Here is a 26,256-nt window from a genome sequence, read left to right as displayed (position 1 = left end):
AATGTAGGAGGTGCGCGTGCTGGCGAGACGAATCAGCCGCTGGCTGTCGGCCGGCGCCGCCGGTCTGCTGACCGCGATGACGGCGGTGGTCGTGGCCGCCCCGGACGCCCGGTCGGCCGCCGCCGACGACGAGGCGTGCCGGCCCGACGGGCTCTACCGCACGCCCGGGGTCTCGGTGCCCTACTGCACCGTCTACGACACCGCGGGCCGGGAGAAGATGGGTGCGGACCACACCCGCCGGATCATCGGTTACTTCACCAGCTGGCGGACCGGCCGCAACGGCGCCCCGGCCTACCTGGTGAACCAGATCCCCTGGCAGAAGGTCACCCACATCAACTACGCGTTCGCCCACGTCGACGGCGGCAACCGCATCTCCGTGGGCGACCCCGGCGCCCCGGACAACCCGGCGACGAACATGACCTGGCCCGGCGTGGCCGGCGCCGAGATGGACCCGGCCCTGCCGTACACCGGGCACTTCAACCTGCTCAACAAGTACAAGAAGCAGAACCCCGGAGTCCGCACGCTGATCAGCGTCGGCGGCTGGGCCGAGACCGGCGGCTTCATCGACGACAGCGGCAACCGCATCGACTCCGGCGGCTTCTACCGGATGACCACCACCGGCACCAACACGGTGAACACCGCCGGCATCAACACGTTCGCCGACTCGGTGGTGACGTTCCTGCGCACGTACGGCTTCGACGGGGTGGACATCGACTACGAGTACCCCACCTCCAACAACAAGGCCGGCAACCCGCTCGACTTCGCCCAGGCCGACGCCAAGCGGGCCGGTCTCAACGCCTCGTACCAGGTGCTGATGCGCACGCTGCGGGAGAAGCTCGACCGGGCCGCCGCCACCGACGGCAGGCACTACCTGCTCACCGTGGCCGCGCCCGCGTCCGGCTGGCTGCTGCGCGGGATGGAGTCCTACCAGGCGTTGCAGTACCTCGACTACGTCAACGCGATGTCCTACGACCTGCACGGCGCATGGAACCACTTCGTCGGGCCGAACGCGGCGCTCTACGACAACGGCGACGACGCCGAGCTGGCCGCGGGCGGCGTGTACGGCGCCTACTCCGGCATCGGCTACCTGAACACCGACTGGGCGTACCACTACTTCCGGGGCGCGCTGCCCAGCGGCAGGGTGAACATCGGCGTGCCCTACTACACCCGGGGCTGGCAGGGCGTCACCGGCGGCACCAACGGCCTGTGGGGACGGGCGGCGCTGCCCGACCAGACCAAGTGTCCGGCCGGCACCGGCGGCTCGATCGGCTCCACCACCCCCTGCGGCAACGGCGCGGTCGGCATCGACAACCTCTGGCACGACCTCGACGCCGCCGGCAACGAGGTGCCCGGCGGCGCCAACCCGATGTGGCACGCGAAGAACCTCCAGGCCGGCATCACCGGCGACTACCTGGCCGGATACGGCCTCACCCCGGCCACCGACCCGGCCGACCGGATCAGCGGCAGCTACGCCCGTAACTACTCGGCCGCGCTGGTCGCGCCCTGGCTGTGGAACGCGGAGAAGAAGGTCTTCCTCTCCACCGAGGACGACCAGTCGCTCGCCGCCAAGGCCGACTACGTCGCGGCCAAGGGCCTCGGCGGCGTGATGATCTGGGAACTCGCCGGCGACTACGCCTACGACTCCGCCAAGGGCCGGTACGGCATGGGCGACACGCTGACCACGCTGCTCTACGACCGGCTGAAGGCCGCACCGGCGTACGGCGCCCGCAAGGCGGGCATCACCATGCCCACCCGGACGCTGGACGTGGCGGTCGGCATGGGTGGTTTCGCGCTCGGCGACAACAACTACCCGATCAACCCCGAGCTGCGGCTGACCAACAACACCGGCGCACCGATCCCGGCCGGCGCGCACCTGGAGTTCGACTATCCCACCACCACCCCGGCCACGCTCAGCCAGCAGTCCGGCTGGGCGCTCACCACTGTCACCACCGGCCACACCGGCAGCAACGTGGGCGGCCTGAAGGGCGACCACAACCGGGTACGCCTCACCGTGCCGGCCGCAATCGCGCCCGGCTCGTACGCCGAGGTGACGCTCAACTATCAGCTCCCGATCTCCGGCCCGGCCAACTTCACGCTCGCCTTCGGCGGCCAGACGTACGCGCTGGCCGGGGACTGGGCACGTGGTGGCGAGGTGGTCACGCCGTCGCCCAGCCCGAGCGGTTCCGTCCCACCCGGCGGGGGCACCTGCACCGCGCCGGCCTGGTCGGCGTCCACCGCGTACTCCGGCGGTGCAACCGTCTCGCACGCCGGACGGACCTGGAGCGCGAAGTGGTGGACCCAGGGCGAGACGCCGGGCAGCGCCGCGGTCTGGGCAGACCAGGGTGCCTGCACGGGCTCCCCGACGCCGACCACCTCCCCGACGCCCACCGGCTCGCCGTCACCCACCGGCGGTGCATGTGCCGCGCCGGCCTGGGCCGCGGGCACCGCGTACCCCGGAGGCGCCGTGGTGTCCTACGGCGGACACCGGTGGACCTCCCGGTGGTGGACCCAGGGAGACGTGCCGGGGACCAACAGCCAGGGCGTGTGGACCGACAACGGGCCCTGCTGAACCCGATCCCGGTGCCGCCGGCGGAATCCTGCCGGCGGCACCGGCCGTTCACCCGGGGGACCCGGGCCTCCGGTGTGTGGAACGGCGGGCACGGCGCTCAGCCTGCCGTCCGGATCTCCACGATGCTGATCCGGGTACGGGTGCTGTAGGTCAGCCTGCGGCGGTGGTCGTCGTCCGCCGGCCGCACCGCCACCTGGACGCGGATCTGGGTGCCCTTCGGCAGCTCGACCCGTTCGTCCGGCGTGCTCACCACGAACACCCCGCCGGTGGTATCCGGGTCGACCGACACCCGCTCCTGCCGCAGCAACGGGGTGTCGTTCTCCGCGTCTCCGGGCCGGGTGTACTCGGCGCGTATCCGGACCAGGTCGTCACGTCGCAACCCGCGCAGGTCGACTGTCGCCTGGATGCTCACCAGCCCGGTCTCCGGCACCGTCCAGTGGTACAGGCCGGTGGCCCAGCGGATGGCGTGGAACCGGTCGGTGGTGTCGAGCGTGTCGCCGGCGTGCGCGGTGCTGTGGAAGGTGGCTATCACGTCCCGCTTCGTCGGCGTGGACGTCTTCTCCCCGATCATCTTCGCGAAGTCGTCGGCGGTGCCGCGGAACGCGTCCGCGTCGCAGGTGTGCTGGCGGCCGATGATCGCCGAATCGGTGAACTGCCAGATCCGCGGCGTCTCCGCCGGCTTGCCGTAGCGCGTCCAGCCCGGGCCGGAGTCCCCGCCGGCCCGCGCGTACGCGGCCTTGAAGTCCTCGGCCGCCCGGTACGGGTAGTCGGCGTTCCAGCGCGGGAAGTCGCCCAGGTCGTCGTCGCCGTACTGGCCGCGCGACGCGTACATCACCGCCACCTTGCCGGTGCGTTCCTCCAGTTCCCGGCCCACGTCGACGCCGATGTGCGGGGGCACGTCGTCGGTCGGCCAGCGCTCCAGGTCGATCTGCCAGAAGAACCCGTCGTACGTGCGCCACCAGGGGGTGTGCTTGTCGGCGTAGTCGATGGCGGTGCTGGCCTGGTCCTCGATGGAGACGTCGGAGTGCACCACCACGTACATGCCCAGGAACGGGATGCCCGCGTCCTTCGCGGCGGTGAGCATCACCCCGTAGTACTGGCTGTGGAACGTGCCGTCGCGCGACTGTTCCGTGCCCTTGTAGGTCATGAAGTCGATGCCCGCGGCGCGGGCGTCCCGGATCCGGTCGGCCGTCAACCCCCGGTCGACGTCGTAGTCACTGGCGTCCCAGCCGAAAAGCGTCATGTGCGGTACCTCCCGCGTTCGCGGAGAAGACGTTCCCGAAATTGCCGGAGCCGATTCGAGGGCACCATTGCCCGATCGACGCAGAAAGAATCTGATCATCGCCATCGGATAATCGGCACGGAACATTTGCGAACCGCGCTGGCGGAGCGATTCGCTCCCGCTTTGACCTGCGTAAACGACTCTACCGAGGGGTTCGGCGATCGGCCACCGCTGAACGTCGATTAATTATGCAAATCATTTTCGTCAATTTCCGGGCGGCGGGCACCTGCCGTTCACCTGAGCGCCCTAGGCTGCCGGTGTGGAACAACTGGCGCGGCGACTCGGCGTACCCGATGCGGTGGTCATCGGTCTGGGCTCGATGCTCGGCGCGGGCGTCTTCGTGGTCTTCGCACCGGCCGCGGCTGCCGCGGGCGGTCCGGGCCTGCTGGTCGCGCTGGCCGTCGCGGGCTTCATCGCCTACTGCAACGCGACCAGCTCGGCCCGGCTCGCCGCCCGCTACCCCGAGTCCGGCGGCACCTACGTCTACGGCCGGGAACGGCTGCACCCGTTCGCCGGTTTCCTCGCCGGCTGGGGATTCGTGGTCGGCAAGACGGCGAGCTGCGCGGCCATGGCGCTGACCGTCGGGGCGTACCTGTGGCCGGGGCGGGCGCGGCTCGTCGCGGTCCTCGCGGTGGTGGCGGTGACAGCGGTGAACCTGCGCGGCATCGGCAAGACCGCCACCGCCACCCGGGTCCTCGTCGCCGTGGTGCTCACGGTGCTCACCGTGGTGGCGGTGACCGGCGCGCCGCAGGTGGCGGCCGACCGGCTCACCGCGCCGGCCGGAATCGGGGCGGGCGGCGTGCTGACCGCCGCCGGCCTGCTGTTCTTCGCCTTCGCCGGGTACGCGCGGATCGCCACGCTGGGCGAGGAGGTCCGCGACCCGGAGCGCACCATCCCCCGGGCGATGCCGCTGGCGCTCGGCGCGGTGCTGGCGATCTACCTGACGCTGGCAGTGGTCGCGCTCGGCGTGCTCGGCGCCGACCGGCTGGCGTCCACCGACGCGCCGCTGGTCGAGGTGGTGACCACCGCCGGGCACCCGGGCCTGGCCTGGCTGGTCCGGGCCGGCGCCGCAGTCGCGGTGACCGGGGTGCTGCTGTCGCTGCTGGCCGGCGTCGGCCGCACGATGCTGGCGATGGCCCGGCGGCACGATCTGCCGGGCGCGCTGGCAGCGGTCCATCCGCGCCACCGGGTGCCGCACCGCGCCGAGCTGGCGGTGGCCGCCGTGGTCGCCGCCGTGGTGACAGTGGGCGACATCCGGGGCGCGATCGGCTTCTCCAGCTGCACGGTGCTGGTCTACTACGCGATCACCAACGCGTCGGCGCTGACGCTCGGCCCGGACCCGGCCCGGCGCGTCCCGGTACGGCTGCTCGCCGCCCTCGGGCTCGTCGGCTGCCTGGTGCTGGCGGTCAACCTGCCGCTGCCGAGCGTCCTCGCCGGGTTCGGCGTGCTCGCCCTCGGCGCGCTCGGGTACGCGGTCCGCAGCCGTCGTCGACCTGCCTGACGCGGCCCGGCCGCCTTGACGCGGCCCGGCCGCCTTGATGCGCCGGCTGCCCTTGAGGCGCCCGGCGGCCTTGAGGCGCCCGGCGGCCGTCACCGCTGGCGCGTCCGGTCACTCCTGCGGGCGGCGTGCGGCGGGCGGGCCGGTGGGTGCCGGCGGCGGCGCGGGCGTGGTCTCCCGGAGCAGGGCGGTCAGCCCGGCCCGCCGGGCCACCACAGTCAGCCGGTCACCGGCCTGGATCACCATGCGGGGGTCGGCCGACCAGTCGGCCTTCTGGCTCGGTCGGGTGTGCGCGAGCAGGCGTACCTCGCCGGGCCGGGCCACCGCGCTCAGCGGACTCCCGTCCAGCGGCGAACCGGCCACCACCGGCACCTCGGTGACCAACAGCGCGTGCCGGTCGACCGGGATGGTGGCGACCACAGCGCGATCCAGCAGGGCCGCCGCGAACGCCGGCGCGGCCAGATAGGACACGCTGCGCGAGATGCCGATGCCGAACGCCTGCTGGATCCGCTCGGCGAAGTCGCCGTCGAACAGCCGCAGCACCACGCGCAGATCCGGGTCGAGGGACCGGGCGATCAGCGCCGCTCGCAGGTTCGTCCCGTCGTCGGTGGACACCACCACGAGCGCCTGGCAGGTGTCCACCGAGGCGGACCGGAGCGTCTCCTCCCGGCCCGCGTCGCCCACGATCAGCGGCACCCCCAGCCGGCGCGCCAGCGGGGCGCCGCGCGCGTCCGCGTTCTTGTCGATCGCCACCACCTCGACACCGAAGTCGTGCAACTGCGCCATCACCCGGGTGCCGATGTTGCCCAGCCCGACCATCACCACGTGCCCGGAACGGTCCGGCTGGACCCGGCCCGCGTGCAGCGCCAGCCGGGCGTTGACGATGCCGTCGACCACCGCGGCCGTGATCAGCGGGATCAACGCCAGCCCGGCCAGGTTGAGCACCACCTGCATCACCTGGGCCGCGACCGGCTTGTTGACGTCCGGATCCTGGCCGGTGAGCGTGGTGACCAGCGTCAGGTAGACCGCCTCGCTCCAGCTCACGTCGGCGGCCCGCGCGTTGAGCCAGCCCAGCGCCGCGATCACCCCGAGCAGCACCAGCACCGCGATACCGATCTTGCGGGTGGCGAAGTGACGGACCGCGCGCAGCAGGACGGCGACCGGCTGCCGGCGCCGCCGCGCCCGTACCAGCCGCCGCGCGGCGACCTCGGTGCCCGCCGGCCGCCCGGTCGCCTCGGCCAGCACCACGTCAGCCGCCGCCTCGTCAGCGGGCAGCACCCGGACCAGGTCCGGATCGGTGGTGACAGCAAGGCCGCAGACCACGTCCTGCTGGCGTACGTCGTCGCGGCGGGCCACGTAGAGCGTGCGCCCCGCGTGCCGGAAGTGGGTCGGCGCCACCTCACCCAGCGCGGCGGCCACGAAGGCGGGTGCGGCGATCGAGGCGTCCGAGAGCACCGCCGAGTCGGGGAAGAGCTGCCGCAGCCCGTCCGCCAGGTTGGTGTTGAACATCCGCACCACCAGGCGCAGCCGCGACTCGACCTCCTGCGCGCAGAGCGCGGCGTGCATGTTGCCCACGTCGTCCTGGTGCAGCAGGGCCAGCCCGGCAGCGCCGGCCAGCCCGGCCCGGCGGAACGCGGCCTCGTCGAGGCGCTCCGCCGTGACCACACGTACCCCCGGCACGTCCCGGCCGTCGGGGCCCTCGGACCGGCGGCGGCCCGGCACCACGAGCGTGACCCGCACCCGGCCGTCGGCGCTGTCGGTGGCGAGCAGCGACCGGACCACCCAGTAGGCGAGCGGGTCGGAGCCGCAGACCACGTAGTGGGGGCGTTCGTCACCGTTCATCCGGAGCCGCCAGCCGGTTGCGCGGCGCGCGCGGTCGCGCAGTGGCTCGGCCATGTCCGGATCGTAGTCAGCCGCTCGCGATCCGCGCAGCCCCGGCGATCATGAACGCATGGCACGGCCGGGTACGGGTAGAGCACCGCCATGCAGACGTTCCTGCCGTATCCGGACTTCCTGGCCAGCGCGCGCACGCTGGACCAGAAGCGGCTGGGCAAGCAGCGCGTGGAGGCGATCCAGGTGCTGCGCGGGCTGACCCGGCCGGACTACGGCTGGCGCAACCACCCCGCGGTGAAGATGTGGGCCGGGTACGAGGAGGCGCTGACCCGGTACGGGCTGGACATGTGCGCGGTGTGGTGCGAGCCGGGCCGGGCCGACACCTGCGCCGGGACGCTCGCCACCGACCTCGCCGCCGCCTGCGGCATCTCGGTGATCCGGACCCAGGACGAGCTGGCCGCCGCCGGTGAGCTGCCGCCCTGGCTGGGCCGCGACGACCTGCACCGCAGCCACCGGTCGTCGCTGCTGCGCAAGGACCCCGCCCACTATGCACGGTTGTTCACCGACGTCTCCCCCGACCTGGAGTACGTCTGGCCCCCGTCGGACCGCCCCCGCCGCTGCCTGCCGTGAAAGGAAGGGCCCCTTATTAACGCCTGCGGTAGAGGAAGGGCCCCTTGTTAACACCTCGCCCCACACACCCGCGCGGCGCACCCAGCACGGGGCGACGCGGCGTTAAGAAGGGGCCCCGCACATCCGTATGCGTTAAAAGGGGCCCCTTCCTTTCACCTCGGGCAGACTGGGGGGACCGCCGACTGGAGGATGCCCCGTGGGTCTGTCGCAAGTGGTAGGTCGACTGATCGGCGTACGCGAGCACGTGGTGGACCCGGGCGGCGGTGGCGCCGACCGCGTGCCGCGCCCGGTCCCGGCGCTGGTGGTCGGCGGCGGCATCGCCGGCATGTCGGCGGCGGTGGTGCTGGCGGAGCGTGGGGTGGCGGTGACGGTGCTGGAGGCGGCGCCGCACCTCGGCGGGCGGCTCGGCGCCTGGCCGGAGGAGTTGTCCGACGGCGTCCAGCGCAACGAGCACGGCTTCCACGCGTTCTTCCGGCAGTACTGGAACTGGCGGTCGATCCTGCGCCGCGTCGACCCGGCGCTGGGCTTCCTCAAGCCGATCCCGGGCTACCCGATCCTGTCCGAGCAGTGGCCCACGGAGGAGTTCGGCAAGCTGCCGCCCGCGCCGCCGGCGAACCTACTGGCGCTGCTGCTGCGCAGCCCGAGCCTGCGCCTGGCGGACCTGCGCACGATGGACCGGGACGCGGCGCTGCCGCTGCTCACCTACGACCCGGTACGCACCTACGAGGAGTTCGACGAGCGGACCGCCGACGATCTGCTCACCTCGCTGCGGCTGCCGGACCGGGCGCGGGCCATGCTGTTCGAGGTCTTCTCGCACTCGTTCTTCAACCACGAGGCGGAGATGTCGGCCGCCGAGATGATCGCGCAGTTCCACTTCTACCTGCTCGGCAACCCGGAGGGGCTGGCCTTCGACTGCCCGGACCGGGACTACGGCACGGCGATCTGGGAGCCGCTGACCCGGCACGTGGAGAAGCACGGCGGCCGGGTGCTGACCGGCGCGGCGGCGGCCCGGCTGGACCGTACCCCGGCGGGGTGGCGGGTGACCGGCGCGGACGGCGACGTCTGGGAGGCGCCGCACGTGGTGCTCGCGGTGGACCCGCCCGCGCTCGCCGCGCTCGTCGACGCCTCGCCCGGCCTGGCCGCGGCGGCACCCGAGCTGGTGGCGCGGATGCCCGCATTCGGCAGACCCGGACCGCCGTACGCGGTGGCGCGCTACTGGATGGACGGGGACGTCCGGGCCGACCGGGCGGTGTTCAGCGGCGTCTCCCGGCAGCCCACGCTGGACTCGGTGACGCTCTACCACCGGCTGGAGGACGAGCCCCGCCGCTGGGCCGAGCGCACAGGCGGCTCGGTGGTGGAGCTGCACGCGTACGCCTGCGAGCCGGACGTGCCGGCCGACGAGCTGGCCGCCCGGATGCTGCGGGAGCTGACCGCGCTCTGGCCGGAGGTGGCCGACCTTCGGGTACGCGAGCTGCGGGCCCGCGTCGAGGCGCAGGCGCCCGCGTTCACGCCTGGCAGCCACGCCTGGCGCCCGGGAGTGGAGACCGACGCGCCGGGCCTCTACCTGGCCGGGGACGGCATCCGCACCGACTTCCCGAGTGCGCTGATGGAACGGTCGGCGGCCACCGGGATCATCGCCGCGAACCACATCCTCCGTGCCGAGGGCGCGGCGGCCGAGCCGGTCCGGTCGATCCGGCCGCGCGGCCTGCTGGCCGGCAAGGCTGGGCCGAAAACGGTCATAAGTACATAAAATCGGCTCTACGCTCGACTGATCCGGCGACACGGGAGGTCGGGCGGTGAGCACCGCGACGCGGGATCGGCGCGACGAGGAGCACGGGACACCGCGGGACGAACGGACCGCGGTGGTCACCGCGCTGCGACTCGGCTGGTCCATGGCGGACGCCTACCACCACGCGCAGACCGCCGACCTGACCGGGGACGGGCACCGGCCGGCGCCCGCGCCGCCGAAACTGTCGAACCTGACCGAGCTGGCCGGGCGGCACCGGCTCGGCATGTACCTCGACGGCGTGGACGTCGCGCTGGCCCAGATCGCGCCGCTGACCACTGCGGGCCGTACGGTGCCGTCCACCGCCGCCGCCCGGGGCGCCACCGAGGCGGGCCGGGAAACGCTGCTGCGCGCGCTCGACGACCTCAACATCGACGTGCTGCGCTGGACGATGGCGACGAACCACCGGGTGGGTGTGGCGTACCGGCTCGGGCGCTCGCTCGCCGACACCGTGCGGCGCGGCGACGCCGGCCAGCTCGCCGCACGCTTCGGCGGCCGGCATCTCCAGATCAGCAGGTGGCTGGACGAGCTGGCGAGCGTGCTGCCGCCGTACTCGGCCGCCGTGGTGCGCCGCTCGCTCGCCGCCTGGGCGACGGCTGTCGGTCGTGCCACTGTGGGCGACCCGGGCGAGGCCGGGCTCGCCGAGCTGGCCCGCGAGCTGCGCAACCAGGGCGACCTGTGGCAGGACGTACTGACCGGCGGCCTGCACCCGCGCGACCTGCTGGACGAGGAGAACTGGGCGGTGATCGCCCGCAACGTCGTCATCCGGGACCGGAAGCTGGTGGCGCAGGCCGCCCGTGGGATCTTCTGGCCGGTGCTGGCACCCCTGCTGGTGGTGCTGCTGGCGGTCGTCGGGGTCAGCGCCGCCGCGGCGGCCGGCTCCCCCACCACCCGGGCGGCGGTGGCGCTCGTCGGTCTGGGCGCCGGGCTCACAGCGATCTGGCGGTCGATCTCCACGCCCACGCTGTCGGTGGCGGCCGAGGTGAACCGCCCGCTGCTGGACAGCGAGCTGGTGGTGCAGATGACCGCCCGCATCGACCGGCCGCTCGCCGCCGCGAGGCGCGCCGGCCGGGCCGGACGGCAGCGGCGGCCCGCCGACGACGGATCGAAATACGTTGCCCACGATTCCCGGATCGATCTACCGTGAGCGCGCAAGGTCAACCACCGCTCCGGGAGCCGTCGATGTCGCTACGACCCGCCACCACGATGACGTCGTGGCTGCTCGGCGACGGCTGCCGGGAACACGGTCCCTGGCCCGGAGGGCACGACTGACGCGCCTCGCGCGTCCCCGTCGTCGCCGCCCGGTCCCCGTGGACCGGGCGGCTTTTTCGTCGCCGTACCGCCGATCGTGAAGGGAGAACCCGGTGGACGCCGTCCTCGTCGTCAACGCCGACCTCGGCCCGCTGCACCGGGTCACCGTCAAGCACGCGATCCGGATGCTCTGCCGCCGGGTCGCCGAGATCCACGAGGCCGAGCCCGACCGGGTCATCGGCGTCTTCCCGCTGCCGCGTGTGGTCCGCCTCGTCCGGTACGTGGTGACCCGCTGGCGGTTCAGCGCCGGCCCGGCCTGGTCCCGGGCCGGGGTGCTGGCGCGCGACCGGCGGAAGTGCGCGTACTGCGACGGCGCGGCGAGCACGATCGACCACATCCTGCCCCGCTCGCGCGGTGGCCGGAACACCTGGGGGAACACCACCGCCGCCTGCTACGCGTGCAACCAGCGCAAGGGCGACCGGACCCCGGCCGAGGCGGGCATGCCGCTGCGGCGGGAGCCGGTGACGCCGAGCTGGGCCGCACTGGCGCGGTGACGGACGGCCGGCGGGCACAGGGGGCGGTGCCGGGGGTGAGCCCCGGCGCCGCGCCCGCCGGTCCCACCAAGTCGCCTAGCTGTCGAGACGCCGGGCCAGCCCGTCGAGCAGGAGGTCCAGCCCACCGCCGAACTCGTCCTCCGGTGCGACCGCGCCGGCCTCGCGCGCGGTCGCGGCGAGCAGGGGGAACTCGTCGCGGGGCAGCGCCGCGATGACTGCCGTGCCGGGGCCGGCGAGCGCGCCGAGGTGTTCCATCTGGATCGCGCCGACCACGTAGCCGAGCAGGGCGCGGAACGCGATCACCCGTCCGACGCCGGTGAAGCCGGCCCCTGTCAGCACCGCGAGCACCGCCTCGCCCCAGCGCAGGATCGTCGGCGAGCGGTGCCGGTACGCGGGGAGCAACGGCACCACTGCCGGATGGACGCCGACCGCGCGGCGGACCCGGTCGGCCAGGTCCCGGATGCCGTCCGGCCACGGCACGTCGCCCGGCGGACGGGTGTCCACCCGTTCGAGGACCCGCTCGACGACGAGCGCCTCCAGTTCGTCCCGGTCGGCGACGTAGCGGTAGAGGCCCATCGTGCTGGTGCCGAGCTGCGCGCCGACTGCGCGCATGGTGAGGCCGGCGAGGCCGTCCCGGTCGAGCACCGCGAGCGCCGCGTCGGCGAGCCGGGCCGGGGTCAGGGAACGGGGACGGGGCATGACCTTGACAGCGTACAAGATACGCCTACGGTTGTAGGAGTACGTCGTACGCCTACAACGGGAGCGCGCATGGACGTCGTCACCCCCCGCCACCTGACCAGCGTGACCGGCACCGGGATCGACCTGCCGGATCCGGACCGCCTGATCCACCTCCAGTTCCGGCGCTTCGCCGGCTGCCCGGTCTGCAACCTCCACCTGCGCTCGATCGTCCGCCGGCACGCCGAGATCGAGGCCGCGGGCGTACGCGAGGTGGTCCTCTTCCACTCCCCTGCCGACGAACTGCGCGAGCACATCGCCGACCTGCCGTTCGCCGTGGTGGCCGATCCGGACCGGCGGCTCTACCGGGAGTTCGGCGTGGAGTCGGCGCGGCGGTCGCTGCTCGACCCGCGCGCCTGGCTGCCGATCCTGCGAGCAGTGGTGACCGGCACCTGGCACGTGCTGCGCGGCCGGGAGCGACTGCCGTCCACCTCCCCGCACGGCGGGCGGCTCGGGCTGCCGGCCGACTTCCTGATCGCACCCGACGGGCGGGTGCTCGCCGAGAAACACGGCGAACACGCCTCCGACCAGTGGTCGGTGGACGAGCTGTTGGCCCACGTCAGCGCGGACCGCGCGTCGCGGTGACGGCGGACCGTGCCGGCCGGCCGTTCGCGGCTGACGCCTGCCGGCCGGTCAGACGGCGGGCGGCGTCCAGCCGAAGCGCGGCGGGCGGCGCTCGTTGATCGCGGCCACGCCCTCGCGGGCCTCGCCGCTGTCCCGCACCTGGTCGTGCCACCAGGCGAGCCGGTCGGCGTCGGCGCGCCCGTCGACGATCTCCTTCGCGGCGGTCACTGTGAGCCGGGACCGCTCGGCGACGGTGGCGGTCAGCGCCGCCACCCGCCCGGCCAGCTCACCGGCCGGCAGCACCTCGTCCACCAGGCCGATCCGCAGCGCCCGCTGGGCGTCGACCAGCTCGCTGGTGAACAGCAGGTGCTTGGCCGCCGACGGGCCGACCAGCGCGGCCAGCCGCCGCGTGGTCGGTGCCGGGTAGACCAGGCCGAGCCGGGCCGGGGGTACGCCGAACCGCGCGTCCGCCGCGGCCAGGCGCAGGTCGCAGGCGACGGCGAGCTGACAGCCGCCACCCACGCAGGCGCCCTCGATCGCGGCGACTGTGGGGCGGCCGAACGCGGCGAGCCGTTCCTCGGCGGCCACCGCGATGCTGCCGTCACCGGCTGCCAGCAGCTCGTCCAGGTCGCCCAGATCGGCGCCGGCGCAGAACGTGCCGCCCGCGCCGGTGAGGACCAGCACCCGTACCGCCGGGTCCGCCTCCAGGCCGTCTAGCAGCACCGGGAGCTGCCGCCACATGGCCGGGGTCATGGCGTTGCGCCGGGCCGGGTTGTGGATGACGACAGTGGCCACCGGGCCGTCCAGGGTGACTGTCAGTTCCGCGTCGGACATGGGTCCGACCGTAACGGCCGGGGCCCGCCGACCACCCGCGTGGGGTGGCCGCCGGGCCCCGGGAGCGGCGGTCAGGTCAGGAGACGTTGATCGCGGTGTCGTCGATCACGAACGAGGTCTGCAGCGAGACGTCCTCGGTGCCGGTGAACTTCAGCGTGACGGTCTGCCCGGCGTACGCCGCCAGGGAGAACGACTTCTGGCTGTAGCCGCTGGCCTTGTTCAGGTTCGAGTAGGTCGCCAGCGTGGCCAGCACCGAGCCGGACGAGTTGAGCACCTGCACGTTCAGCTTGTCGTACTGGACGCTGGTGGTGCTCTCGGCCGAGTCGATGTGCAGCCAGAACGAGAGGTTGTACGCGGAGCAGCCGCTCGGCAGGCTCACCGACTGCGACAGCGTGTCGGTGCGGGTGCTGCCGTAGCCGTTCAGCCACGCGTTCCACGTACCGGTGCGGGTCGGCTGGCCCTGCGAGCCGTACTGGCCGATCACGCCGGAGGTGGTGGCCCAGACCGTGTTGCCGGACTCGAAGCCGGGGTTGCCGAGCTTCTGGCCGGCGCCGGTGCAGCCGCCGCCCGTGCCGGTCACCGTCAGCGAGTACGTGGCGGTCTTGGTGCCCGACGCCGCGCTGCCGGTGACGGTCACCGAGTAGGTGCCGGTCGGGGTGCCGGAGCTGGTGGCGATGGTGAGCGTGGACGAGCCGCCCGAGGTCACCGAGGCGGGGCTGAACGACGCGGTGGCGCCGGTCGGCAGGCCGGACGCGGAGAACGTCACGGTCTGCGCGGTGCCGCTGGTGGTGGACGTGCCGACGGTGGCGGAGGCCGATCCACCCGCGGTCACCGACCCGGAGGTCGGCGAGAGCGAGACGGAGAAGTCGTTACCGGTCGAGCTGCACGGAGCGTCGTTGCCGGCCACGTTCACCGCGGTCCACGCCGCCTGGACGGTCTTGTACTCGGTGGAGCAGTTGCCGTACAGGTCGGTAGCGGCCCGCAGGGTGTACGCGCGGGCGGTGTTGGCCGGGTTGCTGGTGTTGACGTACGAGGTGTTCGAGGTGAAGTACACGTCGAGCGCCCGGTACCAGATCTTCTCCGCCTTGGCGCGGCCGATGCCGGTCACCGCCGGGGCCGAGCCGCAGACCGGCGAGGTGCCGTACGCGGTGGCGCCGGTGCCCTCGGCGAGGTTGAAGAAGAAGTGGTTGCCGACGCCGGAGGAGTAGTGCACGTCCTTGTTCTTCGTGCTGGTGGACCAGCAGGAGTCGGACGAGCCGTCCAGCGACGGGTTGTACATGTAGCGCAGCGGCGTACCGTTGCCGTTGATGTTGATCTTCTCACCGACCTGGTAGTCGCCCGGGTCGCTCGGCGCGGCGGCGTAGAACTCCACCATGTTGCCGAAGATGTCGCTGGTGGACTCGTTGAGGCCACCGGACTCACCGGAGTAGACCAGCCCGGCCAGCGCCTCGGTGACGCCGTGGCTCATCTCGTGACCGGCCACGTCCAGCGAGACCAGCGGGCGGGAGTTGCCCGAGCCGTCGCCGTAGGTCATCTGGGAGCCGTCCCAGAACGCGTTGACGTAGTTGTTGCCGTAGTGCACCCGGCTCGGCACGCCCTGGCCGTTGCCGAAGATGCCGTTGCGGCCGTGCACGTTCTTGAAGTAGTCGAACGTCTTGGCGGCGCCGAAGTGCGCGTCCACGGCGGCCGACTGCCGGTTCGAGGTGGCGCCGTTGCCCCACGCGTTGTCCGCGTCGGTGAACGTGGTGCAGGTGGAGGTCCCGTTGTTCATGTCGCAGGTGCGGCCGTTGCCGCGCACCGGGTCGATCATCTGGTACGTGCTGCCGGAGAGCGTCGTGTCGATGGTGACCGAGCCGCTGTAGACGCCCTGGCCGGTGCCGGCCACCGTCTCGATCTCGTCGTACGAGCCGATCACCTTGCCGGTGGTGGCGTCGGTGATGACGTGCAGCTTCGACGGCGTCTGCTTGTCCGCCTTCCAGCCGGTCGCGACGGTCTCCCAGGCGAGGCGGCCCTTGCCGCTGCTGGCGTCGACGAACAGTTCCGGCGCGCCGACCGAGGTGAGCGACCCGGAGAACGTCTTGCGGGCGCTGGCCTTGGCCGCGTCCGCGCCGACCTTCGCGGTGGTGCTCAGGGTCAGCGGGGCGGACAGGCTGACCGACGCGCTGGTCAGGGTGCCGTTCGGGGCGGTGTGGATGACGAAGTCACCGCCGTACACGCGGAGACCCTGGTAGGTCCGGCTGTACCGGGTGTGCGCCGCCCCGGAGGGGTCGACCTTGGTGCGGACGGCCTGGTAGGCCTCACCGCCGGCGCCCTGGACGACGCCGGGGTTGGCGCGCAGCAGGCTCGCGGCCTTGGCTGCGGCAGAGGTCTCGGGGCTGGGGGCGGTTGGCGCTGCCGCTTGCGCCGAGGTGGTGACGCAGGCCAGCACGCTGCTGGTGAGCAGCGCTGCGCTGACGGCGGCGACGGATCTTTTCACGGGCCCTCCTGGAAGGCGAAGTTGTGACGGGGGTAGTCACTGATGTAGATATAGCGATACATCGAAGAACGTGAAAGAGGCTGGCGAGATCCCGCCTGAGACATTGACCGAACGGATGAGGAGGACCGGTGGGCCGGAACCGGGTGGTCCCGTCGCGCGTCCGATCGGGTATGAGAGCTGCCTCCGCCGCGGCGGCCGTCGCCGCCCTTCTCCTCCCGCTCGCCGGCTGCGCCCGCACCGACGCCCCACCCGTCCTCACGGACGGACCCTCGCCGCTGGCCACCGAGGTCGTACTCGTGAAGTCGGGCGGCATCGCCGGGCTGTCCGACACCGTCCGGGTCGAACCAGACGGCCACTGGACGAGGACCGACCGCGGCGGCGCCTCCCGCGAGGGACAGCTCGCCGCGGAGAAGCTCACCCGGCTGCGGCAGCTCGCGGCCGACCCCCGGCTCGCCGCCGAGGCCGCCGTCACCGTGCCGCCGACGATGTGCGCCGACGCGTTCACCTACCGGCTCACCATCGGGCCGAACCAGGTCGGCTACGTGGACTGCCCGCCGGAGACCACGCCGCCGGCCGTCACCGCGCAGGTGGTGGACCTGCTCAACGGCGCCACCGGCTGACCGGCCCGTCAAACCCGTTCCGGCTGTGACATCGGCCTATGGCCGGGGCGGGCCGGCCGCGCCAGCATGGAAGGCATGACTCGCGCACTCATCGCCCTGACCAGTCACTCCGAGCTGGGCCGCACCGGCCGCTCGACCGGCTACTACGTCGGCGAGGCCGCCGAGCCGTGGGAGGTGTTCCGGGCCGCCGGGTACGACGTCGACCTGGTCTCCGTGGCCGGCGGGGAGCCGCCCGTCGACGGGCGGGACGAGAACGACAGCACCCAGAACGACTTCCTCGCCACCGCCGGCGTCACCGACACCCCGAAGGCCGCCGACGTCGACCCGGACGGGTACGACGTGATCCTCTTCGCCGGTGGTCACGGCACCATGTGGGACTTCCCCGACGACCCCGACCTGGCCCGGATCGCCCGCTCGGTCTACGAGCGCGGCGGCGTGGTGGCCGCCGTCTGCCACGGCCCGTCGGCGCTGGTGAACCTCACCCTCACCGACGGCTCCCGGCTCGTCGCCGGCAAGCGGGTGGCCGGGTTCACCAACAGCGAGGAGGCGGCCGTCGGCCTCACCGACGAGGTGCCGTTCCTGCTCGCCGACAAGCTCGGCGAAGCGGGCGCGCAGCACGTGCCGGCGCCTGATTTCACCGAGCACGTGGTGGTCGACGGGCGCCTGGTGACCGGCCAGAACCCGCAGTCCGCCCGCGCCGTGGCCGACGCCGTGGTGAAGCTGATCGCCTGAGTCAGATCCGGTAGTCGTCGGGCAGGCCGGTGGCACGCAGCTCGGGCGGCAGGTGGGCGACGTCGTTGAACGCGACGAGCGCCGGCGGGCCGCCCGAGCTGTAGCGGATCACGGTCAACCCGCAGTTCTGCTGGTTCAGCCCGATCCACCGGCGCGCCGGCGCGTCCACCGCGTGCAGTACCAGCCACGCGACCAGGAAGTTGTGGGTGACGACCAGCTCGCGCACGTCACCCTCCGCGGGAGCGGCGGCGAACCGCGCCACCGACTCCGCGGTCACGCGCGGTCCGTCGCGCCGCTCCCGCTCGGAGAAACCGGCCAGGAACGCCGCGTACGACTCCGGCAGGCCGGCCGGGTCGGTGTCGTGCGGCATGTGGTCGCCGGCGCGGTCGTCCTCGCGTGCCGGAACACCCGGCAGCGACGCCGCGACCAGCGCGGCGGTCTCCGCGGCCCGCCGGGCCGGCCCATGGTGTACGGCGGCGAAGCGCGTGCCGCGCAGCCGCTCGCCCAGCAGCGTCGCCTGTCGGCGGCCGCGCTCGGACAGTCCGGTGTCCGCCTCCTCCTCCGGCCGGTCCTGCTCGCCGTGACGGACCAGGTAGAGCAGGCGGCTGGGCATCGGCACCTCCACGGTCGGGGACCGCGAGACTAGCCCGCCGAGCGCCGCCCGGGTGGCCCGCCGGTCACGGGCGCTGGTGCATCTGCCCGATCCGGATGCGGTTGCCGAACGGGTCACGGATGCCGAAGTCGATGCCGTACGGCCGGTCGGTCGGCTCGTCGGTCACCTCCACGCCCTTCGCGACCAGGTCCGCGTACGTCTTGTGCGCGTCGTCGGTGGTGAAGAACAGGAAACCGCCGGCGGCGCCCTTGGTGAGCAGTTCCCGGACCTGCTCGGCCGTCTTCGGGTCCAGAGCCGGCGGACCCGGCTTCTCCAGCAGGATCTCCCGGCCCGGGTCACCCGGCACGTTCACGGTGAGCCAGCGCATGAAACCGAGGTCCTGGTCGGTGCTGACCTCCAGGCCGAGCTTGCCGACGTAGAAGTCGAGCGCCTCGTCCTGGTCGAGCACGTAGATCTGGGAGCGGGAAGTCGAAGTCATCGTCATGCCGACGACGCTAGAGCAGCGCCCCGACCTGCTGCTTATCCGAAACTGCGCAGTCCCGCCGTCGAGCCACCTCGCCCGAGTTGCGTCGTTTGTCCGCGCGGGGACACCGCCCGGACATCCGCTGTTAACGTCCCCGTGACATAAGCCGGGGGGTTACTCGATGCAGCTGATGGTGGCCTGGGCCGCGACCGGGGCGTTGCCACAACCGCGCCTCGATGCCGCCGTGGCCCGGTTCGACAAGGCCGTGGCCGACCTCGTACCCGAAAGCTGGCACCGCCGGCGCTTCGGCGGCACCGACTGGGGCGTGCTGGTGCTGCACCCGGCCGATCCGGGCGGATACCGGTGGCCGCCCGTCGCCACCGACGGCCCCGTCACCGCCGTCTCCGTGGGCATCCCGGTAGGGGCCGACGGCGACGACCCGGTGACGCTCGCCAACCGCCTGCTCACCGGCGAGGACGTGCACCGGGACGTCGTACCGCCGTTCGCGCTGCTCGCACTCGACCGCGACCGTCTCGCCCTGCAACAGGACTGGCTGGGCATGGCCCGGGTGTTCACCGGCGCGGCCGACGGGATCACCGCCTGGTGCACCCGGCCCGGTCTGCTCGCCGACTTCCTGCACGGCGAGGCCCGCCCCGACCCGGCCGGCTGGACGTCGTACCTGCTCACCGGCCACTTCGGCGGCGACCTCTCGCCGCTCGCCGGCATCCGGCTGCTCCAGCCGGGCGAGCGGGTCACCGGCCGCCGCCGCGCCGACGGCGGCTGGCAGCTCACCACCGAGATCCGGTACGCCGCCGACGACGTGGTCCGCAGCGGCCTCGCCGACCGGGACCGGCCGACCGACGAGCGGCTGGACCTGGCCGCTGACGCGTTGACCCGATCCGTCGCCGGCCTGCACCGGCTGCACGACGGCGAGGTCACGCTCGGTCTCTCCGGCGGCAAGGACTCCCGGCTCATCGCCGCGACGCTCGTCGCCGCCGGCCGTACGCCGGACCTGGTCACCAACGACGACACCCCCGCCGAGGGCGACGTGGCCCGCGAGCTGGTGCGGCTCCTGCGGGACCGGCGCGGCCTGGAGCTGCCGCACCGCCTCACACCCGCAGCGCCGCCGGAAACCGTCCTCGGCACCGGCCTCCGGGACCGGGCGCGACGGCTCGCCGCGCTGCACGACCACCAGTTCCCGTCGACCTACCTGACGCGCCCGGCGGCGCGGACCCGGCTGCCGGACCAGGTACGCCCGCCGAGCCTCACCGGAGCGGCAGGCGAACTGGTGGTCGGCTTCTGGTATCCCCGCCCCGACGCCGACCCGGCGCCCACGCCCGAGCAGGCGGCCATGAGCAAGCTGCTGGCGGCCGTGCCGCGCGGGACCACGACGCCCGAGGCGCTGGCCGCCGAACGGGACCGCGTCACCGCGCTGACGGCCCACGCCCGAGAGCTGGGCCTACGCGACGAGCACCTGATCGACTACGTCTACCTGGTCGAGCGGATGCGCCGCTGGTGCACAGCCGCGTACACCACGGGCATGGTCACCCCGTTCCTGGCGCCCGGCTTCGTCGCGGCCAGCTTCGCGTTCACCGCGGCCGAGAAGCGGGCGCGACTTCCGCACACCGCGCTGATCGCCCGGCTCGTACCGGAGTGGGCGGACGTGCCGTTCGTCAGCTCCGCCACCGGACCGTCCCGCGCCACCCGGATCTGGGAGGGCGACGGCGTCGCCGCCGTGGCCGACCTGCTGGACACCGTCCACGGGCCGCTCACCGAGCTGATCCGGCGTCCGGCCGTGGAGCGGGAGCTGCGTACCGCCGCCCGGGGCGGCCGGCCCGATCCGCGGGTGCTGGCCCAGTTCACCGCGCTGGCGGTCGCCTCCGAACGGCTGGAACCCGACTTCACCGGGCCGTCGACCGGCGCCACCTACGAGCGGGTCACCGCGCCGCCGCGCCCGCGTACGCCACCGGAGAGCCGGCTGGCCGGACTGCGCTGGCTACGGCGGACCCGGCTCGGTGACCGGCTCTGGGTCATGGTGCGGCGGCAGGTGCGGGGGCGCTGACCGCGGCGGCTGGCTTCTTGCCCTCCGTGGCCGGCTTGGCGGCGGTGGCCGGCTTGCCTGCCGTGCTGCTCGGGCGCATCCAGGCCTTGGTGAAGCAGCTCGGGACGTCGGCCGGCGCGGCCTTGCGGCGCCGGTAGGCCGACGGCGACTCACCGACGATGCCGTGGAACGTCCGGCTGAACGTGCCCAGGCTGCCGAAGCCGACCAGGTGGCAGATCTCGGTGACCGGTTCGCTGGTGCACGCCAGCAGGTACATGGCGCGTTCCACCCGTCGGCGTTGCAGGTAGCGGTGCGGCGTCTCGCCGAAGGTGGCCCGGAAGGTGCGGATGAAGTGCGCCTCCGAGACGTGCGCGATCCGGGCCAGGGCGGGGATGTCGAGCGGCTGCGCGTACGCCCGGTCCATCGCGTCGCGGGCGCGCAGCATCGCCCGGTTGGACTCCTCGACCGCGCGACTCATCGCTGGTCAGCCTACTGCGCGTGCCGCGCCCCGCACCGTCTACGGCTGGTCCAGGAGGCTCTTGGTCATGATGTGCTCGCGGCGCACGCCGTCGGGCATCAGGCCGCCGGCTTCGCCCGTGTCCCGGAAGCCGTTGCGCAGATACAGGGCCCACGCGTTGGGGTTGCCCTCCGCCACGGCGAGCCGCAGCGTCCGCGCGCCTGCCTGCCGGGCCCACTGCTCGACCTCCCGGACGAGGTGGTCGCCCACGCCCCGGCCGCGTCCGACGGGTGCCACGTACATCGAGATCAGCTCGACCACCCCGTCCTGCTCGGTCGGCATCCCGCTGGCCATCCCGACCGGTTGCCCGTCGAGCATCACCACGACGTTGTACGAGCCGGGGACGGCCAGCCGCCCGCGCCAGCGTTCCTCACGGTCGCCGTCGCCCTGCCAATCAGCCAGTCGGGCGCCGAAGGCGTACCCGGCCTCGGCGAGCGCGGCGAGCCGCAGTTCCCGCCACACCTTCCAGTCGTCCTCGCCGAGGACGCGCGTTTCGAGCATGCGGAGAGGGTGGCGCAGGCGTGCCGAGCAGGCAACCGGTATCCGGCAACCGTGACGATCGGGCGTTGTCGAATCCCGCCCGAGTCGGGTCTAGCCTGAAGTCGGCAGGCTCAGCCAGGTCGAAGAGGGCACGGACAGCGCCCAGCGGGGAGAAGACATCGTGGAACGTGTGACGGGCATCGGCGGCGTCTTCTTCCGCGCCCACGACCCGGACCGGATCAACCGCTGGTACGCCACCCATCTCGGGGTCGAGCTGGCACCGGAGTCCTACGACGTGTCCTCCTGGTGGCAGAAGCCCGGTCCTACCGTCCTGGCGGCCATGTCGGCGGACTCCGAGCACTTCGGCGGCCCCGAGCACTCCTGGTCGCTCAACTTCCGGGTCGTCGACCTGGACGCGATGGTGGACCAACTGCGCGATGCGGATATCGACGTCGAGGTGGACCCCGAGGAGTACCCGAACGGCAGGTTCGCGAGCCTCAGAGACCCAGAGGGCAACATGATCCAGCTCTGGGAGCCCGCGGGGGCCGACGCCCGTGGGCCCGCCTGACCCCTCGCGGGTGTACCGTCAGGTCGCTGCTGACGGAGCCGGGCGTCCCGCGGCGACATCGGCCCCGGAACGCCTTGTGGAACTGGAGCCCCCGGCCGGGATCGAACCGGCGACATCTCGCTTACAAGGCGAGTGCTCTGGCCAGCTGAGCTACAGGGGCGCGTGCGTCGGGCTCAGCATAGCGACTGAGCCCCGGAATTCCCGCCTCGCAGGGCTCCCGAGCACGGAAAACGTCGGCATCCCGACCGGTACGACCGATGGATCATCGCTCGGCCGCGCTCACAGGCGGGGAGATTGATGCCTCACAGTGCCTTCCTGACCGTTATGCGTATGCCATCCGTCCCACCCGACGTGCCACGTCTTGGCACGATCGCGAAAGCCGTTTACCGTGCAGTGACACGGACGACACTCCGGCCGGCCTCGGCTGCCTGAGCGACGACCCCGTTGGCCGGTGCCTTGGGCGCCGGTCGCTCCTTCACTCGGATCGTCCGGCACGTTCCTGCCGGTGAAAGGAAGCGCTCCATCATGGCTACGGTCACCTACGCGAAGGCGTCCCGGATCTATCCGGGCACCGAGCGCCCCGCCGTCAACCAGCTCGACCTCCAGATCGGTGACGGGGAGTTCCTCGTCCTGGTCGGCCCGTCCGGCTGCGGCAAGTCCACCAGCCTCCGGATGCTCGCCGGCCTGGAGGACGTCGACGACGGCGCGATCTACATCGACGACCGGGACGTCACCCACCTCCCGCCGAAGGCCCGCGACATCGCGATGGTCTTCCAGAACTACGCCCTGTACCCGCACATGACGGTGTACGAGAACATGGCGTTCGCGCTCAAGCTGCGCAAGACCTCGAAGTCGGAGATCGACCGGCGGGTCAAGGAGGCGGCCGGGCTGCTCCAGCTGGAGGAGTTCCTCAGCCGCAAGCCGAAGGCGCTCTCCGGCGGTCAGCGCCAGCGTGTCGCCATGGGCCGCGCGATCGTCCGCGAGCCGCAGGTCTTCCTCATGGACGAGCCGCTGTCGAACCTCGACGCCAAGCTGCGCGTGCAGACCCGTACCCAGATCGCCTCGCTGCAGGCGAAGCTGGGCGTCACCACGGTCTACGTCACCCACGACCAGGTCGAGGCCATGACCATGGGTCACCGGGTGGCGGTCATGCTCGACGGCGTGCTCCAGCAGGTGGACACCCCGCGGGCGCTCTACGACACCCCTTCCAACGTCTTCGTCGCCGGCTTCATGGGCTCCCCGGCCATGAACATCAAGACGGTGAAGCTGACCGAGCAGGGCGGGGCGTTCGCCGAGATGATCGTGCCGCTGACCCGCGAGCAGGTCCAGGCGGCCGGCGCCGACGGCGGCGACGGCAAGGTCACCGTCGGCTTCCGGCCGGAGGACTGCGACCTGGTCAGCCCGTCCGAGGGCGGCATGCCGGTCGTGGTCGAGCTGGTCGAGGACCTCGGCTCGGACGCCAACGTCTACGGCCACGCCGCGCTGGAGGGCCACAACGAGCGGTTCGTGGTTCGTACCGACCGCCGCAGCATGCCGAACATGGGCGACACCGTGTTCGTCAAGCCGCGTACCGGCCGCAGCCACGTCTTCCACGCCGCCACCGGCCAGCGGATCTGACGTACGCGAGAAAGGGGCGGCCCGCCACGGCGGACCGCCCCTTTTCGTTGCTCTCGATCAGGCCTCGACGGACCGGCGGCGGGCGACCTCGGCGAGCGTGACCGCGGCGGCCACGCTGGCGTTGAGCGACTCCACGTCGGAGACCATCGGGATGCTGACGGTCAGGTCGCAGGTCTCCCCGACCAGGCGGGACAGCCCGCGCCCCTCCGAGCCGACCACCACGACGAGCGGGCCGACGGCGGCCTCCAGGTCGTACAGGTCGGTCTGTCCGTCGGCGTCCAGTCCGACCACGACGAAGCCGGCCTCCTTGCACGCCTTGAGCGACCGGGTCAGGTTGGTGACCTGGGCGACGGGCACGCGCGCGGCCGCGCCGGCGCTGGTCCGCCAGGCGGTCGCGGTGATCCCGGCGGCACGCCGTTCGGGTACGAAGACACCCTGCGCGCCGAACGCGGCGGCCGACCGGATCACCGCACCGAGGTTGCGCGGGTCGGTGACGCCGTCCAGCGCGACGAGCAGCGGGGCTGCCTGTTCCAGCGCGGCGGCGACCAGGTCGTCGAAGGGCTCGTAGGCGAACGGCGGCACCTGGAGGCCGACACCCTGGTGCAGCACCCCGCCGGTCATCCGGTCCAGCTCGGCGCGGCTGACCTCGAGGATCGCGATGCCCCGGTCGGCGGCGGTCCGGATGATCTCCTTGACCCGGTCGTCGACGTCGATGCCCTGCGCGGTGTAGAGCGCTGTCGCGGGCACCTGGGTGCGCAGCGACTCCAGCACCGGGTTGCGCCCGACCAGCAGTTCGGGGCTGTCCTTCGCCGGGTTGGCCTTGCGGCCCGGCGCGACCCGGGGACCGCCCCGGCCGCCGGGCTTGCCCTTGCCGCCCTTGAGCGGCACACCGGCCCGGCTGCCCTTGCCCCAGGTGGTGTCCTTGGTGCCGGGCTGGCCGATCTTGGGCGCGCGGCCCTCCTCGGCGGCGGCGCGGCGCTCCTTGTCCTGCTTCCAGGCGGTGCGCTGGGGCAGCTTCTCGGTGCCCGAGTACGCCTTGTGCCAGGGCCGCTCGTCGGCGGGCAGCGTGCGACCCCGCCCGGCGAGCGAGTCCTTGTTCTTGCCACCGGTGCCCTTGGGGGCGCCCGCCTTCGGCGTCAGTCGCCGGCCACGGCGCTGCGAGTTGCCGGCCATCAGTCCTGCTCTCCAATAGTCCAACGCGGGCCCTGGGGGGTGTCCTCGACGACCACGCCGGCCTGCTTGAGCTGGTCGCGTACGGCGTCGGCGGCAGCCCAGTCCTTGCGGCTGCGGGCCTGCGCGCGCTGCTCCAGGGCCAGCGCGATCAGGGAGTCCACCACGCCGCGCAGGTCGTCCGTGCGGCCGCCGCCGGTCCAGGCCGGGTCCAGGGGGTCGACGCCGAGGATATCCAGCATCGCCCGGGTGGCGGCCAGCGTCGTGCGGACGGTCACATCGTCCCCGGCGGTGAGCGCGGTGTTGCCGTCGCGGACCACCTCGTGCAGCGCCGCCAGCGCCGCCGACGTGTTGAGGTCGTCGTCCATCGCGGCCACGAACCCGGCCGGCAGGTCGCCAGGCCGGCCCGGGCCGACCCGCTCGGCCGCCCGCTGCACGAAGCCCTCGATCCGCCGGTACGCGACGGCGGCCTCGCGCAGCGCGTCCTCGGAGTAGTCGATGCGGGACCGGTAGTGCGCGGCGACGTAGTAGTAGCGCAGCTCGACCGGGCGGACGCCGAGCGCGGCCACGTAGTCGAGGTCGAGCGTGTTGCCGAGCGACTTGCCCATCTTGGTGCCGCCGATGCCGAGCAGGCCGTGGTGCACCCAGTAGCGGGCGAACGGCAGGTCCGCGGCCTGCGACTGGGCGATCTCGTTCTCGTGGTGCGGGAACGTCAGGTCGAGCCCGCCGCCGTGGATGTCGAACTCGGGACCGAGGTAGCGCCAGCACATGGCCGAGCACTCGATGTGCCAGCCGGGCCGGCCGCGGCCCCACGGCGACGGCCAGTAGGCATCGGCCGGTTCGCCCGGCTTGGCGCCCTTCCAGAGCGCGAAGTCACGCGGGTCGCGCTTGCCCCGGTCGGGGGCGTCGCCGGCGGGCTGCATGTCCGCCGGGGACTGGCCGGACAGCGAGCCGTACGCGGGCCAGGAGGCCACGTCGAAGTAGACGTCGCCGGAGCCGTCGGTGGCCGGGTAGGCGTGACCGGTCTCGATCAGCCGGGCGATCAGCTCGTGCATCTCCGGGACGTGCCCGGTCGCCCGCGGCTCGTACGTCGGCGGGAGCACGTTCAGCGCCCGGTAGGAGGTGGTGAGGATCTGCTCGTTCGCGTACGCGATCGACCAGAACGGCCGGTCCTGCTCCATCGCCTTGGCCAGGACCTTGTCGTCGATGTCGGTCAGGTTGCGGATGAACGTGACCTCGAAGCCCTTGCTGAGCAGCCATCGGCGCAGCACGTCGTAGTTGACGCCGGAGCGAAGGTGACCGATGTGCGGCGGGGCCTGGAGCGTGAGACCACACAGGTAGACCCCCACCTTGCCGGCTTCCCGCGGGACGAAGTCCCGCACCGATCGGGTGGCGGTGTCATACAGGCGTAGCGTCACCTCAC

Annotated in this window: 23 protein-coding genes and 1 tRNA gene; 12 read left to right on the top strand and 12 right to left on the bottom strand. The window is 72.8% G+C overall.

Annotation, left to right across the window (positions count from 1 at the left end):
* Nucleotides 1-16: 16 nt before the first annotated feature.
* The gene (locus ML5_RS13535; protein WP_013475066.1) at nt 17-2,569 is read left to right on the top strand and encodes a glycosyl hydrolase family 18 protein; all 2,553 of its coding nucleotides are present in this window, start codon (nt 17-19) and stop codon (nt 2,567-2,569) included.
* Nucleotides 2,570-2,666: 97 nt separating this feature from the next.
* On the opposite strand, the gene ML5_RS13530 is transcribed toward ML5_RS13535, so the two are convergent.
* Nucleotides 2,667-3,812 (bottom strand): hypothetical protein, encoded by a 1,146-nt coding sequence (locus ML5_RS13530; RefSeq protein ID WP_013475065.1) that lies wholly within the window; start codon nt 3,810-3,812, stop codon nt 2,667-2,669.
* Nucleotides 3,813-4,110: 298 nt separating this feature from the next.
* On the opposite strand from ML5_RS13530, the gene ML5_RS13525 reads away from it, so the two are divergent.
* Nucleotides 4,111-5,352 carry an APC family permease gene (locus tag ML5_RS13525; RefSeq protein ID WP_041784185.1) on the top strand — a complete coding sequence of 414 codons (1,242 nt, stop codon included), beginning with the start codon at nt 4,111-4,113 and terminating at the stop codon, nt 5,350-5,352.
* A gap of 108 nt (nt 5,353-5,460) precedes the next feature.
* On the opposite strand, the gene ML5_RS13520 is transcribed toward ML5_RS13525, so the two are convergent.
* The gene (locus tag ML5_RS13520) at nt 5,461-7,245 is read right to left on the bottom strand and encodes a TrkA family potassium uptake protein (protein WP_201766725.1); all 1,785 of its coding nucleotides are present in this window, start codon (nt 7,243-7,245) and stop codon (nt 5,461-5,463) included.
* An 87-nt stretch (nt 7,246-7,332) separates the two neighbouring features.
* On the opposite strand from ML5_RS13520, the gene ML5_RS13515 reads away from it, so the two are divergent.
* From ML5_RS13515 to ML5_RS13500, 4 genes are all read left to right on the top strand, one after another.
* A complete protein-coding gene (locus ML5_RS13515; protein WP_013475062.1) occupies nt 7,333-7,812 on the top strand; it encodes an MSMEG_6728 family protein in 480 nt (159 codons plus the stop codon).
* 196 nt (nt 7,813-8,008) lie between these two features.
* Nucleotides 8,009-9,562, top strand: a complete 1,554-nt coding sequence (locus tag ML5_RS13510; RefSeq protein WP_013475061.1) for an FAD-dependent oxidoreductase — start codon at nt 8,009-8,011, stop codon at nt 9,560-9,562.
* Between the two features lie 46 nt (nt 9,563-9,608).
* The gene (locus ML5_RS13505) at nt 9,609-10,745 is read left to right on the top strand and encodes a hypothetical protein (protein WP_013288892.1); all 1,137 of its coding nucleotides are present in this window, start codon (nt 9,609-9,611) and stop codon (nt 10,743-10,745) included.
* 217 nt (nt 10,746-10,962) lie between these two features.
* Nucleotides 10,963-11,403 (top strand): HNH endonuclease, encoded by a 441-nt coding sequence (locus tag ML5_RS13500; protein WP_013475060.1) that lies wholly within the window; start codon nt 10,963-10,965, stop codon nt 11,401-11,403.
* 75 nt (nt 11,404-11,478) lie between these two features.
* On the opposite strand, the gene ML5_RS13495 is transcribed toward ML5_RS13500, so the two are convergent.
* Complete coding sequence (locus tag ML5_RS13495) at nt 11,479-12,102, bottom strand: TetR/AcrR family transcriptional regulator (RefSeq protein WP_041784184.1); 624 nt, start codon at nt 12,100-12,102, stop codon at nt 11,479-11,481.
* Between the two features lie 69 nt (nt 12,103-12,171).
* Here ML5_RS13495 and ML5_RS13490 point away from each other — a divergent pair, with 69 nt between their 5' ends.
* Nucleotides 12,172-12,723: a peroxiredoxin-like family protein gene (locus ML5_RS13490; RefSeq protein WP_013475058.1), complete on the top strand. Its 552-nt coding sequence runs from the start codon at nt 12,172-12,174 to the stop codon at nt 12,721-12,723.
* Between the two features lie 48 nt (nt 12,724-12,771).
* Here the strand turns inward: ML5_RS13490 and ML5_RS13485 are convergent, their stop codons facing one another.
* Entirely contained in the window at nt 12,772-13,536 is a 765-nt protein-coding gene (locus tag ML5_RS13485; RefSeq protein WP_013475057.1) for an enoyl-CoA hydratase/isomerase family protein, read from the bottom strand.
* A gap of 76 nt (nt 13,537-13,612) precedes the next feature.
* Entirely contained in the window at nt 13,613-16,012 is a 2,400-nt protein-coding gene (locus ML5_RS13480; protein ID WP_013475056.1) for a M4 family metallopeptidase, read from the bottom strand.
* 170 nt (nt 16,013-16,182) lie between these two features.
* On the opposite strand from ML5_RS13480, the gene ML5_RS13475 reads away from it, so the two are divergent.
* Both ML5_RS13475 and ML5_RS13470 read left to right on the top strand, forming a co-directional pair.
* Nucleotides 16,183-16,632, top strand: coding sequence for a hypothetical protein (locus ML5_RS13475; protein ID WP_041784183.1), 450 nt, complete (start codon nt 16,183-16,185; stop codon nt 16,630-16,632).
* 75 nt (nt 16,633-16,707) lie between these two features.
* Nucleotides 16,708-17,364: a type 1 glutamine amidotransferase domain-containing protein gene (locus ML5_RS13470; RefSeq protein WP_232236698.1), complete on the top strand. Its 657-nt coding sequence runs from the start codon at nt 16,708-16,710 to the stop codon at nt 17,362-17,364.
* A gap of 1 nt (nt 17,365) precedes the next feature.
* On the opposite strand, the gene ML5_RS13465 is transcribed toward ML5_RS13470, so the two are convergent.
* Together ML5_RS13465 and ML5_RS13460 are read right to left on the bottom strand one after the other, a co-directional pair.
* Nucleotides 17,366-17,977, bottom strand: a complete 612-nt coding sequence (locus tag ML5_RS13465) for a histidine phosphatase family protein (protein WP_013475053.1) — start codon at nt 17,975-17,977, stop codon at nt 17,366-17,368.
* 64 nt (nt 17,978-18,041) lie between these two features.
* Nucleotides 18,042-18,461: a VOC family protein gene (locus ML5_RS13460; RefSeq protein ID WP_013475052.1), complete on the bottom strand. Its 420-nt coding sequence runs from the start codon at nt 18,459-18,461 to the stop codon at nt 18,042-18,044.
* A gap of 160 nt (nt 18,462-18,621) precedes the next feature.
* Between ML5_RS13460 and ML5_RS13455 the strand changes: the two genes are divergently transcribed.
* Nucleotides 18,622-20,502 (top strand): hypothetical protein, encoded by a 1,881-nt coding sequence (locus ML5_RS13455; protein ID WP_013475051.1) that lies wholly within the window; start codon nt 18,622-18,624, stop codon nt 20,500-20,502.
* On the opposite strand, the gene ML5_RS13450 is transcribed toward ML5_RS13455, so the two are convergent.
* Both ML5_RS13450 and ML5_RS13445 read right to left on the bottom strand, forming a co-directional pair.
* The gene (locus ML5_RS13450; RefSeq protein WP_013475050.1) at nt 20,471-20,959 is read right to left on the bottom strand and encodes a helix-turn-helix domain-containing protein; all 489 of its coding nucleotides are present in this window, start codon (nt 20,957-20,959) and stop codon (nt 20,471-20,473) included. The two genes, ML5_RS13455 and ML5_RS13450, sit on opposite strands and share 32 nt — an antisense overlap.
* Before the next feature lie 39 nt (nt 20,960-20,998).
* Nucleotides 20,999-21,499 carry a GNAT family N-acetyltransferase gene (locus ML5_RS13445; protein ID WP_013475049.1) on the bottom strand — a complete coding sequence of 167 codons (501 nt, stop codon included), beginning with the start codon at nt 21,497-21,499 and terminating at the stop codon, nt 20,999-21,001.
* A gap of 160 nt (nt 21,500-21,659) precedes the next feature.
* On the opposite strand from ML5_RS13445, the gene ML5_RS13440 reads away from it, so the two are divergent.
* Complete coding sequence (locus ML5_RS13440) at nt 21,660-22,046, top strand: VOC family protein (protein ID WP_013288904.1); 387 nt, start codon at nt 21,660-21,662, stop codon at nt 22,044-22,046.
* Between the two features lie 83 nt (nt 22,047-22,129).
* Here ML5_RS13440 and ML5_RS13435 read toward each other — a convergent pair.
* Nucleotides 22,130-22,206 (bottom strand) — tRNA-Thr (locus ML5_RS13435).
* A gap of 365 nt (nt 22,207-22,571) precedes the next feature.
* On the opposite strand from ML5_RS13435, the gene ML5_RS13430 reads away from it, so the two are divergent.
* Nucleotides 22,572-23,663, top strand: a complete 1,092-nt coding sequence (locus ML5_RS13430) for an ABC transporter ATP-binding protein (RefSeq protein WP_013475048.1) — start codon at nt 22,572-22,574, stop codon at nt 23,661-23,663.
* Nucleotides 23,664-23,720: 57 nt separating this feature from the next.
* Here ML5_RS13430 and rlmB read toward each other — a convergent pair whose 3' ends face one another.
* Complete coding sequence (rlmB, locus tag ML5_RS13425) at nt 23,721-24,836, bottom strand: 23S rRNA (guanosine(2251)-2'-O)-methyltransferase RlmB (protein WP_013475047.1); 1,116 nt, start codon at nt 24,834-24,836, stop codon at nt 23,721-23,723.
* A complete protein-coding gene (gene cysS / locus ML5_RS13420) occupies nt 24,836-26,251 on the bottom strand; it encodes a cysteine--tRNA ligase (protein ID WP_013288907.1) in 1,416 nt (471 codons plus the stop codon). Before cysS ends, rlmB begins: the two co-directional genes overlap by 1 nt.
* Between the last annotated feature and the right edge of the window lie 5 nt (nt 26,252-26,256).

It is taken from the genome of Micromonospora sp. L5 (genome assembly GCF_000177655.2).
GTDB classification, from domain to species: domain Bacteria; phylum Actinomycetota; class Actinomycetes; order Mycobacteriales; family Micromonosporaceae; genus Micromonospora; species Micromonospora aurantiaca.
The sequence above is the reverse complement of the archived record's forward strand: the minus strand, read 5'-3'. Positions and strand labels throughout refer to the sequence as shown.

What these genes read in the sequence shown, in the direction of transcription:
- ML5_RS13530 (WP_013475065.1), bottom strand. Translation starts at nt 3,812, where the DNA reads ATGACGCTTTTCGGCTGGGACGCCAGTGACTACGACGTCGACCGGGGG.
- ML5_RS13520 (WP_201766725.1), bottom strand. Translation starts at nt 7,245, where the DNA reads ATGGCCGAGCCACTGCGCGACCGCGCGCGCCGCGCAACCGGCTGGCGG.
- ML5_RS13515 (WP_013475062.1), top strand. Translation starts at nt 7,333, where the DNA reads ATGCAGACGTTCCTGCCGTATCCGGACTTCCTGGCCAGCGCGCGCACG.
- ML5_RS13495 (WP_041784184.1), bottom strand. Translation starts at nt 12,102, where the DNA reads ATGCCCCGTCCCCGTTCCCTGACCCCGGCCCGGCTCGCCGACGCGGCG.
- ML5_RS13490 (WP_013475058.1), top strand. Translation starts at nt 12,172, where the DNA reads ATGGACGTCGTCACCCCCCGCCACCTGACCAGCGTGACCGGCACCGGG.
- ML5_RS13485 (WP_013475057.1), bottom strand. Translation starts at nt 13,536, where the DNA reads ATGTCCGACGCGGAACTGACAGTCACCCTGGACGGCCCGGTGGCCACT.
- ML5_RS13475 (WP_041784183.1), top strand. Translation starts at nt 16,183, where the DNA reads ATGAGAGCTGCCTCCGCCGCGGCGGCCGTCGCCGCCCTTCTCCTCCCG.
- ML5_RS13470 (WP_232236698.1), top strand. Translation starts at nt 16,708, where the DNA reads ATGACTCGCGCACTCATCGCCCTGACCAGTCACTCCGAGCTGGGCCGC.
- ML5_RS13465 (WP_013475053.1), bottom strand. Translation starts at nt 17,977, where the DNA reads ATGCCCAGCCGCCTGCTCTACCTGGTCCGTCACGGCGAGCAGGACCGG.
- ML5_RS13460 (WP_013475052.1), bottom strand. Translation starts at nt 18,461, where the DNA reads ATGACGATGACTTCGACTTCCCGCTCCCAGATCTACGTGCTCGACCAG.
- ML5_RS13455 (WP_013475051.1), top strand. Translation starts at nt 18,622, where the DNA reads ATGCAGCTGATGGTGGCCTGGGCCGCGACCGGGGCGTTGCCACAACCG.
- ML5_RS13450 (WP_013475050.1), bottom strand. Translation starts at nt 20,959, where the DNA reads ATGAGTCGCGCGGTCGAGGAGTCCAACCGGGCGATGCTGCGCGCCCGC.
- ML5_RS13445 (WP_013475049.1), bottom strand. Translation starts at nt 21,499, where the DNA reads ATGCTCGAAACGCGCGTCCTCGGCGAGGACGACTGGAAGGTGTGGCGG.
- ML5_RS13430 (WP_013475048.1), top strand. Translation starts at nt 22,572, where the DNA reads ATGGCTACGGTCACCTACGCGAAGGCGTCCCGGATCTATCCGGGCACC.
- rlmB (WP_013475047.1), bottom strand. Translation starts at nt 24,836, where the DNA reads ATGGCCGGCAACTCGCAGCGCCGTGGCCGGCGACTGACGCCGAAGGCG.